This window comes from Bradyrhizobium sp. IC4059 (assembly GCF_020193615.1).
In the GTDB taxonomy this organism is placed as follows: domain Bacteria; phylum Pseudomonadota; class Alphaproteobacteria; order Rhizobiales; family Xanthobacteraceae; genus Bradyrhizobium; species Bradyrhizobium yuanmingense.
The window spans coordinates 68,021-84,086 of record NZ_JADYVH010000006.1; the positions used below are offsets into that span (position 1 = coordinate 68,021).

Annotated in this window: 12 protein-coding genes and 1 riboswitch; of the genes, 5 read left to right on the plus strand and 7 right to left on the minus strand. The window is 65.3% G+C overall.

Features of this window, described 5'->3' with window-relative positions; all coding sequences use genetic code 11:
- Positions 1-50: 50 nt before the first annotated feature.
- Positions 51-1,139 (plus strand): recombinase RecA, encoded by a 1,089-nt coding sequence (recA, locus tag I6F12_RS19545; RefSeq protein WP_027577058.1) that lies wholly within the window; start codon positions 51-53, stop codon positions 1,137-1,139.
- 797 nt (positions 1,140-1,936) lie between these two features.
- Positions 1,937-2,233, plus strand: coding sequence for a hypothetical protein (locus tag I6F12_RS37490; protein ID WP_345944172.1), 297 nt, complete (start codon positions 1,937-1,939; stop codon positions 2,231-2,233).
- A 129-nt stretch (positions 2,234-2,362) separates the two neighbouring features.
- On the opposite strand, the gene gcvP is transcribed toward I6F12_RS37490, so the two are convergent.
- The 3 genes from gcvP to gcvT form a co-directional block, all read right to left on the minus strand.
- Positions 2,363-5,230 carry an aminomethyl-transferring glycine dehydrogenase gene (gcvP, locus tag I6F12_RS19555; RefSeq protein WP_225157194.1) on the minus strand — a complete coding sequence of 956 codons (2,868 nt, stop codon included), beginning with the start codon at positions 5,228-5,230 and terminating at the stop codon, positions 2,363-2,365.
- A 163-nt stretch (positions 5,231-5,393) separates the two neighbouring features.
- Positions 5,394-5,762, minus strand: coding sequence for a glycine cleavage system protein GcvH (gene gcvH / locus I6F12_RS19560; RefSeq protein WP_225157043.1), 369 nt, complete (start codon positions 5,760-5,762; stop codon positions 5,394-5,396).
- 9 nt (positions 5,763-5,771) lie between these two features.
- Entirely contained in the window at positions 5,772-6,917 is a 1,146-nt protein-coding gene (gene gcvT, locus I6F12_RS19565) for a glycine cleavage system aminomethyltransferase GcvT (RefSeq protein WP_225157044.1), read from the minus strand.
- A 145-nt stretch (positions 6,918-7,062) separates the two neighbouring features.
- Positions 7,063-7,153: riboswitch (glycine riboswitch) on the minus strand.
- Between the two features lie 222 nt (positions 7,154-7,375).
- Here gcvT and alaS point away from each other — a divergent pair.
- Positions 7,376-10,057, plus strand: a complete 2,682-nt coding sequence (gene alaS / locus I6F12_RS19570) for an alanine--tRNA ligase (RefSeq protein ID WP_225157045.1) — start codon at positions 7,376-7,378, stop codon at positions 10,055-10,057.
- An 8-nt stretch (positions 10,058-10,065) separates the two neighbouring features.
- Here alaS and I6F12_RS37340 read toward each other — a convergent pair whose 3' ends face one another.
- Together I6F12_RS37340 and I6F12_RS19580 are read right to left on the minus strand one after the other, a co-directional pair.
- Entirely contained in the window at positions 10,066-10,557 is a 492-nt protein-coding gene (locus I6F12_RS37340) for a DUF3455 domain-containing protein (RefSeq protein WP_275970182.1), read from the minus strand.
- A complete protein-coding gene (locus tag I6F12_RS19580; protein ID WP_225114235.1) occupies positions 10,463-11,677 on the minus strand; it encodes an NADP-dependent isocitrate dehydrogenase in 1,215 nt (404 codons plus the stop codon). The genes I6F12_RS37340 and I6F12_RS19580 overlap by 95 nt, the downstream gene beginning before the upstream one ends.
- Before the next feature lie 341 nt (positions 11,678-12,018).
- Here I6F12_RS19580 and I6F12_RS19585 point away from each other — a divergent pair, with 341 nt between their 5' ends.
- Complete coding sequence (locus I6F12_RS19585; RefSeq protein WP_225157046.1) at positions 12,019-13,212, plus strand: TrmJ/YjtD family RNA methyltransferase; 1,194 nt, start codon at positions 12,019-12,021, stop codon at positions 13,210-13,212.
- A 2-nt stretch (positions 13,213-13,214) separates the two neighbouring features.
- Here I6F12_RS19585 and I6F12_RS19590 read toward each other — a convergent pair whose 3' ends face one another.
- Together I6F12_RS19590 and wrbA are read right to left on the minus strand one after the other, a co-directional pair.
- Positions 13,215-14,414, minus strand: coding sequence for an MFS transporter (locus I6F12_RS19590; protein ID WP_225157047.1), 1,200 nt, complete (start codon positions 14,412-14,414; stop codon positions 13,215-13,217).
- A complete protein-coding gene (wrbA, locus tag I6F12_RS19595; RefSeq protein WP_036012985.1) occupies positions 14,414-15,040 on the minus strand; it encodes an NAD(P)H:quinone oxidoreductase in 627 nt (208 codons plus the stop codon). The genes I6F12_RS19590 and wrbA overlap by 1 nt, the downstream gene beginning before the upstream one ends.
- A gap of 102 nt (positions 15,041-15,142) precedes the next feature.
- Here wrbA and I6F12_RS19600 point away from each other — a divergent pair, with 102 nt between their 5' ends.
- Entirely contained in the window at positions 15,143-16,051 is a 909-nt protein-coding gene (locus I6F12_RS19600) for a LysR family transcriptional regulator (protein ID WP_109143213.1), read from the plus strand.
- The last annotated feature ends 15 nt before the right edge of the window (positions 16,052-16,066 follow it).

Here is a 16,066-nt window from a genome sequence, read left to right on the forward strand (position 1 = left end):
CGCAACCGTTTGTCCCTCACGCGAATCCTCGCCATAAGGAGCACGACCCAATGTCCGCAACTGCCCTGCGTATCGTCGAAGGATCCTCCATGGACAAGAGTAAAGCTCTGGCTGCCGCGCTCTCTCAGATCGAGCGCCAGTTCGGCAAGGGCTCTGTGATGAAGCTCGGCAAGAACGACCGCTCCATGGACATCGAGGCGGTGTCCTCCGGCTCGCTCGGGCTCGATATCGCGCTCGGCATCGGCGGCCTGCCCAAGGGGCGCATCGTCGAGATCTACGGGCCGGAATCGTCCGGCAAGACCACGCTGGCGCTGCATACGGTGGCGGAAGCGCAGAAGAAGGGTGGCATCTGCGCCTTCATCGATGCCGAGCACGCGCTCGATCCGGTCTATGCCCGCAAGCTCGGCGTCAACATCGACGAGCTCCTGATCTCGCAGCCCGACACCGGCGAGCAGGCGCTGGAGATCTGCGACACCCTGGTGCGCTCGGGCGCGGTCGATGTTCTCGTGGTCGATTCGGTGGCGGCGCTGGTGCCGAAGGCCGAGCTCGAGGGCGAGATGGGCGATGCGCTGCCGGGACTTCAAGCACGGTTGATGAGCCAGGCGCTGCGCAAGCTCACGGCCTCCATCAACAAATCCAACACGATGGTGATCTTCATCAACCAGATCCGCATGAAGATCGGTGTGATGTACGGCTCGCCGGAAACCACCACCGGCGGCAATGCGCTGAAATTCTACGCCTCCGTCCGCCTCGACATCCGCCGCATCGGCGCGATCAAGGAGCGCGACGAGGTGGTCGGCAACACCACGCGCGTCAAGGTGGTCAAGAACAAGCTGGCCCCGCCGTTCAAGCAGGTCGAGTTCGACATCATGTACGGCGAGGGCGTCTCCAAGATGGGCGAGATCCTCGATCTCGGCGTCAAGGCCGGCATCGTCGAGAAGTCCGGCGCCTGGTTCTCCTATGACAGCCAGCGCCTCGGCCAGGGCCGCGAGAACGCCAAGGCGTTTCTGAAGGGCAACCCCGACATCACCGCCAAGATCGAGACCGCGATCCGCCAGAATTCCGGCCTGATCGCCGAGCAGATTCTCGCCGGCACGCCGGAGCGCGACGCCGACGGCGAGGAGCCGGCGGACGAGTAAGACCTAACGCGAAAATTTTTCGCGAGGAGCGGGCACTGAGGACGTTGAGTTGCCGACGTCTTCGGTGCCCGTTTCGTGTTGCGTGAGGGCGCGTCGACGATGAAGCGTGTGATTCTGACTAGTTCGTCCGGCGTTGGTCTCACCTATGCCGGTCGTGCTGACATGGTCGTCCCGTTGATCTTTCGGTTCGTTTGGGGGCCGTTGCCTACGTCGCACCACCTCGAGGACTATCTTACGGGAGGCTATTACAGGGGCGATCCGGAGGTGCGGTGGTCCGATCTTGTTGGCCGGTTGCCTCAGACCGGTCTCGCACACAAGGAGACTGGCCTGGTTTGGTTTTGCGAGACCTATGGCGTCGAGTTCATCGAGCTGTGGTTCGACCCTGAGCCTAACAGTCAATTGCAACTGATCTGGATCCTGGACTATTTGCGGTCCCATCCATCGATCACCCATTGTCTGAGACTGCGACGGGTCAATTTCGATCTGCGCGAAGCGGACGGCCCGCAACTTCGCGATCGTACGGTGCGGGAATCGGAGATCGCAGAGTGCGACTTCGAGATAGCCAACATGGCCTGGGAGGCGTATCGGGCGCCGACGCCTGAACTTTGCTTCGGGTTGCTGACAAGGGATTTACCCAGGCTACCTTTCCTGAAGCCGGCTCTGGAAGCGTTGCTAGCTGAACTGCCGTCACCAATCACCGGATTGGGCGCGACGGAGGCGCGGCTTATCGAGCTGATTGCAAGGGGCACAACCGTACAAAAGAACTGTTTCAGCCGGGCGGGCTGCTCGAAACGCGCGTGTTCGACCAGTGGGAGCTGGGTCCGTTGCTCGAAGGGCTTGCGTCGGGCCCGATGCCGGCGGTCGCAGGTCTCGATCCGAAACTCGCGACGCTCGCCCCGCACGATGCGCGAGGTCGCAACGCCGCCTATCGTCGGAGCCGGTTGTCGCTGACCGAATTTGGCAAAGCGGTTCTGGAGGGCCGCGAAAATTTCCGTCGCCACAATCCGATTCGACGTTGGTGGGGCGGCACGCTGCTCACCAATGAACGGCTTTGGCGGTGGGATGGCGAGCGCCGGTTGTTGATTGCGCCCTAGCGGCGCACGCAGTGCCGTAGGGCCGAAGGCGTAATCCACCACCGTTCGGTTCAGCGGACGCAGAAGTGGTGGGTTACGCGTCGCGGACTGCGCTTTGCGCAGCCGCGAGGCTAACCCACCCTACACATCCTACTCCGCAGCTTCTGCGTAATCGCTCACCGGCGGGCAGGAGCACACCAGATTGCGGTCGCCATAGACGTTGTCGACGCGGCCGACGGGGCACCAATATTTGTCGGTGCGCGAGACGCCGTCGGGGAAACACCCCTCGCTGCGGGTGTAGGCGCGCTTCCAATCGTCGTCGGCGATGTCGTGCACGGTGTGCGGGGCGTGGCGCAAGGGCGAGGCTGCGATCTCAAAGCGGCCGGCCTCGACCTCGGCGATCTCCTTCCGGATCGCGATCATGGCGTCGCAAAAACGATCCAGCTCGGCCTTGGATTCCGATTCGGTCGGCTCGATCATCAGTGTGCCCGGGACCGGGAAGCTCATGGTCGGGGCGTGGAAGCCGTAGTCGATCAGGCGCTTTGCGATGTCGTCGACGGTGACGCCGCTCGTCGTTTTCAGCGGACGGGGATCGACGATGCACTCATGCGCGACGCGGCCCTTCGCGTTCTTGTAGAGCACCGGGAAATGCGGATCGAGGCGCGCTGCGATGTAATTGGCGTTGAGGATCGCGATCTCGGTGGCGCGCTTCAGGCCCTCGCCGCCCATCATCAGGATGTAGATGTAGGAGATGGTGAGGATCGACGCCGAACCGAACGGCGCGGCCGAGACCGGGCCGACCGGCGCGTCTGCCTTGGTGGAGGGATGGCCGGGCAGGAACGGGGCGAGATGCGCCTTGACGCCGATCGGGCCCATGCCGGGGCCGCCGCCGCCATGCGGGATGCAGAAGGTCTTGTGCAGGTTGAGGTGGCTGACATCGGCGCCGTAGTCGCCGGGCCTGCTGAGGCCGACCTGCGCATTGAGGTTGGCGCCGTCGAGATACACCTGGCCGCCATGGCCGTGCACGATGTCGCAGATCTCGCGGATATGCTCCTCGAACACGCCGTGGGTCGAGGGATAGGTGATCATGACAGCTGCGAGGTCGTTCGCGTGCTTCTCCGCCTTGGCGCGGAGATCATTGACGTCGACGTCGCCGTTCTTCTCGCAAGACACCACCACCACGTCCATGCCGACCATCGCGGCCGAGGCCGGATTGGTGCCGTGGGCGGAGGAGGGGATCAGGCAGATCTTGCGATGGCTCTGTCCGCGCGCGGCATGATAGCCGCGGATCGCGAGCAGCCCGGCATATTCGCCCTGCGCGCCCGAGTTCGGCTGCAGCGAGATCGCGTCATAGCCGGTGATATCGCAGAGCCATTTCTCCAGGCGTGCGAACAGCGCGTGATAGCCTTGAGCTTGCTCGCGCGGGGCGAACGGATGCAGCGAGCCGAATTCCGGCCAGGTCAGCGGCATCATCTCGGTGGTCGCGTTCAGCTTCATGGTGCAGGATCCAAGCGGGATCATGGCGCGGTCGAGCGCGAGGTCGCGATCACTGAGCTTGCGCATGTAGCGCAGCATCTCGGTTTCCGAGCGATGCGCATGGAAGACGGGATGGGTCAGGAAGGCCGTAGCGCGCTTCAATTCGTCCGGCAGCGCCTCGCGCGTCTCGGCGTCGATCTCGGCATAGGCAAGCTTGCCGCCGAAGGCGCGCCAGACCGCTTCAATCGTCGCAGGCGTCGTGGTCTCGTCGAGCGCGATGCGAAGAGCCGTATCGCTGACGCCGAGATTGATCTTCTCGCTTGCTGCCCGCGCGACGATCTCGGCGCGCTTGCCGCCGGCATCGACGCTCAGCGTGTCGAAGAAGCTGTCCGATTGCGGCGCGAAGCCGAGCTTGCGCAGGCCGGTCGCGAGCACGGCGGTGCGGCGGTGGACGTTGCGCGCGATCTGCGTGAGGCCCTCGGGGCCGTGATAGACCGCGTACATCGAGGCGATCACGGCGAGCAGCACCTGCGCGGTGCAGATGTTGGATGTCGCCTTCTCGCGGCGGATGTGCTGCTCGCGGGTCTGCAGCGCGAGGCGATAGGCCGGCGCACCGCGGGAATCGACGGACAGGCCGACGATGCGGCCGGGCAGCGAACGCTTCAGCGCATCGCGCACCGCCATATAGGCCGCGTGCGGTCCGCCATAGCCCATCGGCACGCCGAAGCGCTGGGCCGAGCCGATCGCGATGTCGGCGCCCAGTTCGCCGGGCGAGGCGAGCAGCGTCAGCGCCAGCAAATCGGCGGCAAGAATCGCGAGCGCGCCCTTGGCCTTCAGCGCCGCGATGGCGGGCCTGAGGTCGCGCAACGCACCGGAAGAGCCCGGATATTGCAGCAGCGCGCCGAGCACGTCGGCCTTGTCGAGATCGGTGAGGGGATCGCCGACGACCAGAGTCCAGCCGAGCGGCTCGGCGCGGGTGCGCATTACGGCTAACGTCTGCGGGTGCACGTCCTTGTCGACGAAGAAGGCCTTTGCCTTCACCTGCGAGTGGCGCTCGGCCAGCGCCATGGCTTCGGCGGCGGCGGTGGCTTCATCGAGCAGGGAGGCGTTGGCGACGTCGAGCCCGGTGAGGTCGCAGATCATGGTCTGGAAGTTGAGCAGCGCCTCCAGCCGGCCCTGGCTGATCTCGGGCTGATAGGGCGTGTAGGCCGTGTACCAGGCCGGGTTCTCCAGGATGTTGCGCTGGATCACCGCGGGCAGGACCGTGCCGGAATAGCCTTGGCCGATCAGCGAGGTGAAGACCTGGTTTTGACGCGCAAGCTCGGTCATGTGCGCGATCGCCTCGGTCTCGCTCAAGGGCTTGCCCAGATCGGGCGGGGCGGCCTGCCGGATCGAGGCCGGCAAGGTCTCCGCGATCAGCGCATCGACGCTCTTGGCGCCGACTGTCTCGAGCATGGCGGTGACATCGCGCGCCGATGGGCCGATGTGGCGGCGGACGAAGGAGGTGGCGGTGTCGCCGTTGGACTTGCGGTGCGCGGTCATCATTGGGTCCTCGCTTCAGATTTCGCTGTCAGTGTCATGCCCTGCGAAGGCGGGGCATCCAGTACTCTCCAGCAGCGCGGCTTGAGCCGAGAAGCCGCGGCGTACTGGATCGTCCGCCTTCGCGGGTGATGACACTGAGCATGAGGTTAGACTTCGCTTCATCTCACGCCGTATGCGCGTTGTAGGCGGCTTCATCCATGAGGCCGCCGAGCTCGCTTCTGTCGGCAATCTTGATCTTGAAGAACCAGGCCTTGCCTTGCGCGTCCGAGTTCACCAGCGCCGGCTCGGATGCGAGCTCGGCGTTGGTCTCGAGCACTTCGCCAGAGATCGGCGCGTAGACGTCGGAGGCCGCCTTGACGGATTCGACGACCGCGGCGGCTTCGGCCTTCTTCAGCGCGCGGCCGACCTTGGGCAGCTCGACGAACACGACGTCGCCGAGCTGCTGCTGCGCGTAATCGGTGATGCCGACGGTGGCGACATCGCCGTCGATCGCCAGCCATTCGTGATCAGAGGTGTACAGCGTCGTGGTCATTTCGAATCCTCAGCGTTTGTAGGTGTTCTTGACGAAGGGCATGGCGGCGACCTGCAAGGGCAGTCGCTGGCCGCGCACCTCGGCGAAGAGTTTTGTGCCAAGCGCGCTCAGATTCGTGGGCACGTAGCCCATCGCAACCGGCGCATTCAGGCTCGGGCCGAAGCCGCCCGAGGTGACTTGTCCGATCGGCTCGCCGCCCGCGTCATTCGCAAACAGCAGCGCGCCCTCGCGCACCGGCGCGCGGCCTTCGGCGCGCAAGCCGACGCGGCGGCGGGATGCGCCGCCATCGAAATGGGCGAGGATCTTCGCAGCGCCGGGAAAGCCGCCGGCGCGTGCACCGCCGCTGCGGCGGCTCTTCTGCACCGACCATTCCAGCGCGGCCTCGGCCGGCGTGGTCGTGGCGTCGATGTCGTGACCGTACAGGCAGAGCCCGGCTTCCAGCCGCAGGCTGTCGCGGGCCCCGAGGCCGATCGGCAGCACGTCGGGATTTTCCAGCAGCATCTTTGCGAGGCGTTCGGCATCGCCTGCTGGAACCGAGATCTCGAAGCCGTCCTCGCCGGTGTAGCCGGAGCGCGAGACGAAGCACTTGATGCCGGCAACCTCGTGCGGGCCGGCGTCCATGAACTTCATGCCTGATACCTCTGCACAGAATTTCGCCAGCGCCGCTTCCGCCTTCGGGCCCTGCAACGCGATCAGCGCGCGGTCGGCAAGCTGCTCGATCACGCAGGCGTCGGACAGGTTCGCGCGCAGATGCGCCTCGTCCTGGGCTTTGCAGGCGGCGTTGACGACCAGGAACAGGTGATCGCCGAAATTGGCGACCATCAGGTCGTCGAGAATGCCGCCGTCGTCATTGGTGAACTGGGCGTAGCGCTGCCGCCCTGCGGCGATCGCCACGATATCCTGCGGCACCAGCCGCTCCAGCGCGCGGGCGGCGTCCTCCACATTGCCGGATTTCGGCCGGAGCGCGAGCTGGCCCATGTGGGAGACGTCGAACAGGCCCGCTTTGGTGCGGGTATGGAGGTGCTCCTTCAAGACGCCCGCGGGGTACTGCACGGGCATGTCATAGCCCGCGAACGGCACCATCTTGCCGCCCAGGGACACGTGGAGGTCGTAGAGGGGGGTGCGTTTCAGGGTGTCTTGGTCGTGCGCTAGCATCTTGAGGGCCCTCGGCGGTTCCCCGGGGAGGATTCCCCGATGGACACCAGTCGAAGCCCCATCTGTCGCTGTGCCTGAGAGTATTATCCCGTCGGCGGACGCTGTCCGGGCCTACACCCGTCGGCGCCTCTTTCCAGATGCTGTCAAAGCCACGCGGTCCTTTTGCCTGAGAGTTTCCGGGGCGGTTGCTCCTTCGGCGCCGGCTGCCTAAAGCCGGTCTCTCCCGACGTGGCCGTACGATACAGATGGGTAGAGACCACAGCGGAGCCAAGCCTGTCAACGCGACACTCGCGCCTTTCAACCGGATTGCGCGGCTGCGGCAACCCTCTGATCTCTCTGCACAGTTTCTGGACAGCGAAGCTGGCCTTGTCTAAAAGCGCTTTGGCCCGCAGATATCAGCCTTAACGGTCCGGTTTGGACCGCGAAAAGCGGGCCCAAGCATACCCGATTGGATGAACATGAGCGGCGTCAACGAGATCAGGTCGACCTTTCTGAACTTCTTTGCCGAGAACGGCCACGAGATCGTGCCGTCCTCGCCACTCGTGCCGCGCAACGACCCGACGTTGATGTTCACCAATGCCGGCATGGTGCAGTTCAAGAACGTCTTCACCGGCGTCGAGAAGCGGCCCTATCAGCGCGCCACCACCTCGCAGAAATGCGTGCGCGCCGGCGGCAAGCACAACGACCTCGACAATGTCGGCTACACCGCGCGCCATCTCACTTTCTTCGAGATGCTCGGCAATTTCTCGTTCGGCGATTACTTCAAGGAGCGCGCGATCGAGCTCGCCTGGAAGCTGATCACGAGCGAGTTCGGGCTGAAGAAGGACAAGCTGCTCGTCACCGTCTACCACACCGACGACGAGGCGGCCGGCCTGTGGAAGAAGATAGCCGGCTTCTCCGACGACCGCATCATCCGCATCCCGACCTCGGACAATTTCTGGGCGATGGGCGACACCGGGCCGTGCGGCCCGTGCTCGGAGATCTTCATCGACCGCGGCGAGCACATCTGGGGCGGTCCTCCGGGATCGCCGGAAGAGGACGGCGACCGCTTCCTCGAATTCTGGAATCTCGTGTTCATGCAATACGAGCAGGTGACGAAGGAGGAGCGCGTTAATCTGCCGCGTCCCTCGATCGACACCGGCATGGGCCTGGAGCGCATGGCCTGCATCCTCCAGGGCGTCGAGAGCGTGTTCGAGACCGACCTGTTCAAGAACCTGATCGACGCGACCTCGTCCGCGCTCGGCAGCGGACCGAACGAGCAGAACGTCGGCTCGTTCCGCGTCATCGCCGATCACTTGCGCTCGTCCGCCTTCCTGGTCTCCGACGGCGTGCTGCCCTCGAACGAGGGCCGCGGCTATGTGCTGCGCCGGATCATGCGCCGGGCGATGCGCCATGCGCAGCTCTTGGGTGCCAAGGAGCCGCTGATGCACCGGCTGGTCTGGGCGCTGGTGCGCGAGATGGGCCAGGCCTATCCGGAATTGATGCGCGCGGAAAAACTGATCGAGGAAACGCTGCGGCTGGAAGAGACCCGCTTCCGCAAGACTCTCTCGCGCGGCTTGGCCATCCTCGACGAGAAGAGCGCGTCCTTAAAGAAGGGCGACATGTTCGACGGCGACGTCGCCTTCACGCTCTACGACACCTACGGCTTCCCGCTCGACCTGACGCAGGACGCGCTGAAGTCGCGCGGCATCGGCGTCGACCAGGCGGCGTTCACCGACGCGATGGAGCGCCAGAAGGCCAAGGCGCGCGAGTCCTGGAAGGGCTCGGGTGAGGCGGCGTCGGAAGCGATCTGGTTCCCGCTGCGCGAGAAGCTCGGGGCGACCGAATTCCTGGGCTACGAGACCGAGAGCGCCGAAGGCGTGGTCTCGGCGCTGGTCAAGGACGGCGCCGAGGTCACGAGCCTCAAGGCCGGCGAGACGGGTGCGATCGTGCTGAACCAGACGCCGTTCTATGCGGAGTCGGGCGGCCAGGTCGGCGACACCGGCGTGCTCTCGGGCGAGGGCGGCATCAAGGTTCGCGTCACCGATACGCAGAAGAAGCTCGGCGATCTCTTCGTCCATATCGGCACGGTCGAGAGTGGCGAAGTGAAGCTCGGCACGGCGCTGCAGCTCGAGGTGGATCACGCACGCCGCTCGACCATCCGCGCCCATCACTCGGCGACTCACATTATCCACGAGGCGCTGCGCCAGGTGCTCGGCGATCACATCGCCCAGCGCGGCTCGATGGTCGCGCCGGATCGGCTGCGCTTCGACTTCGTGCATCCGAAGCCGATCACGGCCGAGGAGCTCGCCCGGGTCGAGGACATCGCCAACGACGTGGTGCTGGAGAACGACGAGGTCACCACGCGCGTCATGGGCGTCGACGAGGCCCGCGAGGCCGGGGCGCGCGCGCTGTTCGGCGAGAAATATGGCGACGAGGTCCGCGTCGTCTCGATGGGCAGGACCGCGCGCGAGCGCGGCGCCAACGCGCTCGGCTGGTCCGTCGAGCTCTGCGGCGGCACCCATGTGAAGCGCACCGGCGATATCGGCCTGATCACGGTCACGAGCGAGAGCGCGGTCGCCTCGGGCGTGCGCCGCATCGAGGCGCTGACGGGCAACTACGCGCGAAAACATGCCAACGACACCATGGCGCTGGCGAAGATTGCGGCGAACGAGCTGCGCACCTCGCTCGACGACGTGCCGGCGCGCATCTCAGCGCTGATGGAGGAGCGCAAGAAGCTCGAGCGCGAACTCTCCGATACCCGCAAGAAGCTGGCGATGGGCGGCGGCGCTGCCGCCGGCAATAACGGCGCAGCGTCGGGCGTGCGCGAGGCCGGCGGCGTCAAGCTGATGGCGCGTGCGGTCGAAGGCATCGAGATGAAGGATCTCAAGAGCCTCGCCGACGACGGCAAGAAGCAGATCGGCTCGGGCGTCGTCGCCATCGTCGGCGTCACCGGGGACGGCAAGGCCGGAATTGTGGTCGGCGTCACGCAGGACCTCACCGCGCGCTTCAACGCGGTCAATCTGGTCCGCATCGCCTCCGAGGCGCTCGGCGGTAAGGGCGGCGGCGGCCGGCCCGACATGGCCCAGGCCGGCGGGCCCGATGGCGCCAAGGCCTCCGAGGCCCTGAGCGCGATCGAAAAAGCGATGGCGGGCGCTTAGCTCAATGTCTACCGGACTGGCGAGCGCTCAGCCCTCTTCAGGAACACGTAGTCGGCGGAGTAGGGCGCGCTCCTGAACTCGCCGGCCTTGTTGTCGCAGGCACCGTCGAGCTTGCCGCCATGGGTGTTGATGCGCTGGACCGTGGTCACGGGCGTGAGTGTGCCGCTGCCGCGATGCGAGGTGACGTTCAGTTTCAGCCAGGGAATGTCGGCTGCGGTCGCGCCCGGCGCATTGCCGGCGGCTTTACCCGTCACCGCGCTGCCGTCGGCGAGCTCCCAGTTCGGCCCGGCATAGTGTGATCGGCATGGTCGCATCTCCGCGCGAGGGCCACAGAATTGAAAAAGGGCCGCGCTTTGGCGCGGCCCTTGATCATGTCTGGCCCGGTCGGGCGAAATTGCGGACAGCTTACGCCGCCAGCTCTTTCGTGAGGTTCTCGGCGACCTTGTCGAGGAAGCCGGTGGTCGAGAGCCAGCGCTGGTCGGCGCCGACCAGCAGCGCAAGGTCCTTGGTCATATAGCCGGCCTCGACGGTGTCGACACAGACCTTCTCCAGCGTGGCCGCGAACTTGGCGAGCTCGGGGTTGTTGTCGAGCTTGGCGCGGTGCGACAGGCCTCTCGTCCAGGCGAAGATCGACGCGATCGAGTTGGTCGAGGTCTCCTTGCCCTTCTGGTGCTCGCGGTAGTGGCGGGTCACTGTGCCGTGGGCAGCTTCCGCCTCGACGGTCTTGCCGTCGGGGGTGAGCAGCACCGAGGTCATCAGGCCGAGCGAGCCGTAGCCCTGCGCGACCGTGTCGGACTGCACGTCGCCGTCGTAGTTCTTACAGGCCCAGACATAGCCGCCGGACCATTTCAGCGCCGAGGCCACCATGTCGTCGATCAGGCGGTGCTCGTAGGTCAGGCCCTTGGCGTCGAACTCCTTCTTGAACTCGCGGTCGAAGATGTCCTGGAAGATGTCCTTGAAGCGCCCGTCATAGACCTTGAGGATCGTGTTCTTGGTCGACAGGTACACCGGGTAATTGCGCAGCAGGCCGTAATTGAAGGAGGCGCGGGCGAAGTCGATGATGGAATCGTCGAGATTGTACATCTCCATCGCGACGCCGGCGCCGGGCGCCTTGAACACTTCCTTCTCGATCACGGTGCCGTCCTCGCCGACGAACTTCAGCGAGAGGGTGCCCTTGCCGGGGAACTTGATGTCGGTGGCGCGGTACTGGTCGCCATAGGCGTGGCGGCCGATGATGATCGGCTTGGTCCAGCCGGGAACCAGGCGCGGCACGTTCTTGCAGATGATCGGCTCGCGGAAGATCACGCCGCCGAGGATGTTGCGGATGGTGCCGTTCGGCGACTTCCACATCTGCTTGAGATTGAACTCCTTCACCCGGGCTTCATCCGGGGTGATGGTGGCGCATTTGACGCCGACGCCGACCTTCTTGATCGCCTCGGCGGCGTCGATCGTCACCTGATCGTTGGTGTGGTCGCGGTATTCCATGCCCAGGTCGAAATAGAGCAGCTCGACATCGAGGAACGGGGTGATCAGCTTGTCCTTGATGTACTGCCAGATGATCCGGGTCATCTCGTCGCCATCGAGCTCGACGACGGGATTGGATACCTTGATTTTTGCCATGATCGGGGAAGCCTCTTGGGAACGGCGCTTTCGGCGCGCCACGGGAATATCCGCCGCCTCTTAGCACCTGATAGCAGCGGGCGAAAGCCAAGGGATTATGCACTTTTAGCTCATCCAGCTTGCGCAGGCGGGAAGCGGCCGGCCGGCCCTCGGCCAGACCTTCGGGGCACGTTCCAGGCGAGACTCAAAAGTCGAATCCAACCCGTTATTTCCCTTGAGAATTTTGTCAGGACAGGCAAACGACAGGCGGGCAGCGCCCGAGCCGGCCGGTCGCCGACTTGAATCGATTCCTAAGAACGGCCTCGCCAAGGCCTTGAGAGACAGTGTGAAAGCAAAGAGAGATGTCGGGGACTGACAAAAGCAAGGCCGGCCTTTCCCTCGACGGTCCCATCGTGATCCTGGTCGAGCCGCAGCTCGGCGAGAATATCGGCATGGCCGCGCGCGCCATGGGCAACTTCGCCCTCGACCGGATGCGCATCGTCAATCCCCGGGACGGCTGGCCCAACATCGCGGCCCAGCGCGCCGCGGCCGGTGCGGACCATATCCTGGAGAAGGCGCAGCTGTTCGACACGGTCGAGCAGGCGGTTGCCGATCTCGACCTCCTGTTCGCCACCACCGCACGCCCCCACGACCAGGCCAAGCCCGTGGTGGGGCCGGAGGCGGCTGCCGCCGAGATCGCGGGGCACGTCGCGACGGGCGGCAGGGCCGGCATCCTGTTCGGCCGCGAGCGCTGGGGTCTGACCAACGAGGAGGTCGGGCTCTCCAACCGCATCATCACCTTCCCGGTCAATCCGGGCTTTGCCTCGCTCAACCTCGCCCAGGCCGTGCTGCTGGTCGGCTATGAGTGGTTCAAGCGTGCGACGTCGGGCGCGTTGCCGCACGCCATGCCTGAAAGATCCGAGCGCGCCTCGCAGCACCAGATGCAGGCCTTCTTCGACAATCTCGTGCGCGAGCTCGACAAGGTCGAGTTCCTGCGCCCGGCCGAGAAGCGCGACACCATGCTGGTGAACCTGCGCAACATCTTCACCCGGATGGAGCCGACCAAGCAGGACATGCACACGCTGCACGGCGTGATCATGGCGATCGCCGAGGGGCGCAAGGGTCCGGCCAAGGGCGGCGTGCTCGACGGCGAGCAAGCCACGCGCCTGCGCGCGCTGCTGGCCGAGCACGGGCAGGGCGGCGGCGTGCCGGACAGCGGCTCGACCGTGCGGGGCCTTGCCCGCCTGCTCCGCCGCAACCCGACCGACGCCGAACGCCTGCTCTGGCAGGCGCTGACGCGTGATCGCCGCTTCGCAGGTGGGTTCAAGCGGCAGACTCCCGTGGGGCGCCACATCCCCGACTTCGTCTCATTCCCGCACCGGATCGCGATCGAGCTGGTGAACCCGGGCGAGGGGGAGGCGATTGTAGCCGATCGCGCGTCGCGGCGGGCGTGGCTGGAGGCGCGGGATTATCGCGTGCTCGACATTCGGGCCGTGGATGTGGAGCGCGATCTCGAGGCGGAGCTGGTGCGGCTTGCCGAGATGTTGGGACAGTAGGGTCAGTGGGCCGCGCTGTCATCGAAGCGGGCGGATGCGGCGATGATGGCGGCAAGCAGCGCGGCGATCAGGATGATGGCCAGTGCGGCTGTCCACCCATAGGCCTCAACGGCACTTCCGACCGCGACAGGTCCGGCCACCTGGCCGAGATTGCTGCCCTGCATCACCAGTCCGGTGACCACAGGAATGAGTGCGGCGGATGGCGCGAGCAAGGGGATCGATGAGATCAGGACGGCCGGCATCAGGCCACCGACCGCAGCGAACAGGATGCACAGCAGAAGCGTGGGCGTATCGCCGAAGATCTGCAGGAAGATGCCAGGAGCTGAAAAGCCCATGGCCAGACAGGCCGCGAAGATCAGCACTGAACGCCGGGCACCGCGCGCGAGCAGGTAGCCGGCAGCGACATTGCCGATGATGTTGCTTGCGGTGGCGAGGGCACTGAGCATGCCGGCCGTGCCATGGGGGATGTTCATCCGTTCCATCAGCAGCACCGGGAGGAAGCTGAACAGCGCGAAGAACATCAGGCTGTAGAGGACAAAACATCCGGCCAGCAGAAGCGGGCCTTTGCTTGCCGCCACGTACACGGCATCGGACATCGTCCGTCGCCACGATGCCGGGGTGCGCTTCGGAGCGGCCGGAATACTCATCCACGCGGCCACGATGGCGATCGCTGCAGGACCGGCGCTGCCCCACCACAGTGCGCGCCAGTCGCTGAAGAACGTCCCGACGAGCATCGCGAGCGCAATGCCGCCCGGCATGAAGCAGCTCCACAGGGCAAGCGGAACGTCCTGTTGCCCGGACGGGACTGCTCTGTTCAGGATCGCCGGACCCGCAACAATGATCAGAAGAAATCCTGAGCCTTCTACGATGCGCGATGCGAGAAGCACCGCATAGTCGGTTGCGAGCGCGCCGATGATGGCGCCAAGGATGAGCAGCCCGAGGCCGAGAATGAGACTTCGCCGATCTCCGGCGCGGGCGACGAGGGAGCCGGCAGGGATACCGCCCAACAGGCCGAGAACAGCGATGATCCCGGTCAGCCAGCCGGCAGCGGCGAGGTCAAGGCCCAGATCCTTTTGCAGCATGGGCGTGGCGATCGCAGCCTTCCCCACCTGGATCGCGGCGACGGCGCCGGAGCCCACGACGATGCTCACCACATGCCAATGCCGATCTCGCAAGGACGAGGCAGGTGCTGCCGCCGCCATCAGGCCGCCTCCGTGAGCCGCCCAGCGGCCAGGGCGCGAGCGATCTCGGCGACATGTCGTCCCTGAAAGCGTGCCCCGGCCAGTTCGTTGGCGCTTGGACGACGATCCCCGCCGCTGCCGTCGTCGGCGAGGGTCGATGCGCCGTAGGGCGAGCATCCGGTGACCTCGTCCATGCGCATCTGTCCCTTGAATGTGTAGGGCAGCCCGACCACGACCATGCCGAGGTGCAGCAGCACGCTGTGCACGGACAGAATGGTGCTTTCCTGGCCGCCATGCTGGCTGCCCGTCGATGTGAAGACGCTGCCGACCTTGCCCACGAGCTTGTTCTCGAACCACAGGCCGCCGCACTGGTCGAGGAAGTTCTTCATCTGCGCGGCCATGTTCCCGAAACGCGTCGGGGTGCCAAGGATGATCGCGTCGTAGTCCGGCAATTCGGCCACGGCGGCGGTGTCGGCGCGTTGATCGACCTTGTATCCGGCCCTCTGCGCGACGTGGTCGGGAACAATTTCCGGCACGCGCTTGATGGCGACTTCGGCTTCGGCCTCCCGTGCACCCCGGGCCATCTCTTCAGCCATCGTCTCGATGTGACCGTAGGACGAGTAGTACAGCACCAGGACCTTCGTCATTTTGCTTCCTCGCTCTTAGGTGGAGGCTAGCAGCCAAAATAGGTCTGTGCTTGATCAGCGGTAGCGCGATAAGATCGATGAGTTCGATCGATTGGATAGATCATGCTGGACGTGCTGACGCTAGATCAGTTGCGAACATTCGTGACGGTGGCGGAATGCGGGAGCTTCCGGGCGGCCGCGGCTCGGCTGTCCCGTGTTCAGTCCGCCATCAGCCATGCCATCGCCAATCTGGAGGCCGAACTGGGTGTTGCGCTGTTCGATCGCACGGGTCATCGGCCGGTCCTGACGCCCGAGGGGCAGTCACTGCTCGCCAACGCGCGTGACATTCTCCTCAGGGTCGATGCGATGCGGGCGCGAGCCCGGGGCCTTGGCGAGGGAGTCGAACTCGAGCTTTCCCTGACAATCGACACGTTGTTTCCGATCGGCATGGTCGGCGCAGCATTGACGAAGATGCGCGCTGCCTATCCCTCGGTTTCAATCAGGCTTGCGGTCGAGCCGCTGGGTGGACCGATCGCCTCGCTGATCGACAAGCGCAGTTCGCTTGCGATCGTGGTCGGCGAGGATTTTCGCGATCCGCGGATCGCACTCGAGGCGATCTCGTCGGTCGAGCAGGTTGCCGTCGTTTCCGTCGATCACCCATTGGCGAGGCGGCAATCGCGCAACAGGATCAGCCTTCAGGATCTGGCCGATCATCTGCAGATCGTTCTGTCCGATCCGACGCCGCTGACGGAAGGGCGCATGTTCGGTGTGCTTTCGCCCCAGACCTGCCGGGTCACCAATCAGGACACCAAGCATGCGATGATTCTCGCCGGTCTCGGCTGGGGCCGCCTGCCGTTCTGGCTGGTGGAGCGCGATCTGAGGGAAAGGCGCCTCGTGCGCCTTGCCACCACCGCCCTCGGACGGCGCAGCCAGGTTGCCGCAGAAGCCTATCTCGCGCACCGGCTGGACCAGCCGCTCGGACCAGCCGCGCTGGCTTTTCGCGAGGCCTTGTTGCAGATCGCCGAGGCGTAGGCGGACAGCTCGAGG

Coding starts and splice junctions, on each gene's coding strand:
- I6F12_RS19600 (WP_109143213.1), top strand. CDS start 15,143: ATGCTGGACGTGCTGACGCTAGATCAGTTGCGAACATTCGTGACGGTG.
- wrbA (WP_036012985.1), bottom strand. CDS start 15,040: ATGACGAAGGTCCTGGTGCTGTACTACTCGTCCTACGGTCACATCGAG.
- gcvT (WP_225157044.1), bottom strand. CDS start 6,917: ATGCTAGCGCACGACCAAGACACCCTGAAACGCACCCCCCTCTACGAC.
- recA (WP_027577058.1), top strand. CDS start 51: ATGTCCGCAACTGCCCTGCGTATCGTCGAAGGATCCTCCATGGACAAG.
- alaS (WP_225157045.1), top strand. CDS start 7,376: ATGAGCGGCGTCAACGAGATCAGGTCGACCTTTCTGAACTTCTTTGCC.
- gcvP (WP_225157194.1), bottom strand. CDS start 5,230: ATGACCGCGCACCGCAAGTCCAACGGCGACACCGCCACCTCCTTCGTC.
- gcvH (WP_225157043.1), bottom strand. CDS start 5,762: ATGACCACGACGCTGTACACCTCTGATCACGAATGGCTGGCGATCGAC.
- I6F12_RS19590 (WP_225157047.1), bottom strand. CDS start 14,414: ATGGCGGCGGCAGCACCTGCCTCGTCCTTGCGAGATCGGCATTGGCAT.
- I6F12_RS19580 (WP_225114235.1), bottom strand. CDS start 11,677: ATGGCAAAAATCAAGGTATCCAATCCCGTCGTCGAGCTCGATGGCGAC.
- I6F12_RS19585 (WP_225157046.1), top strand. CDS start 12,019: ATGTCGGGGACTGACAAAAGCAAGGCCGGCCTTTCCCTCGACGGTCCC.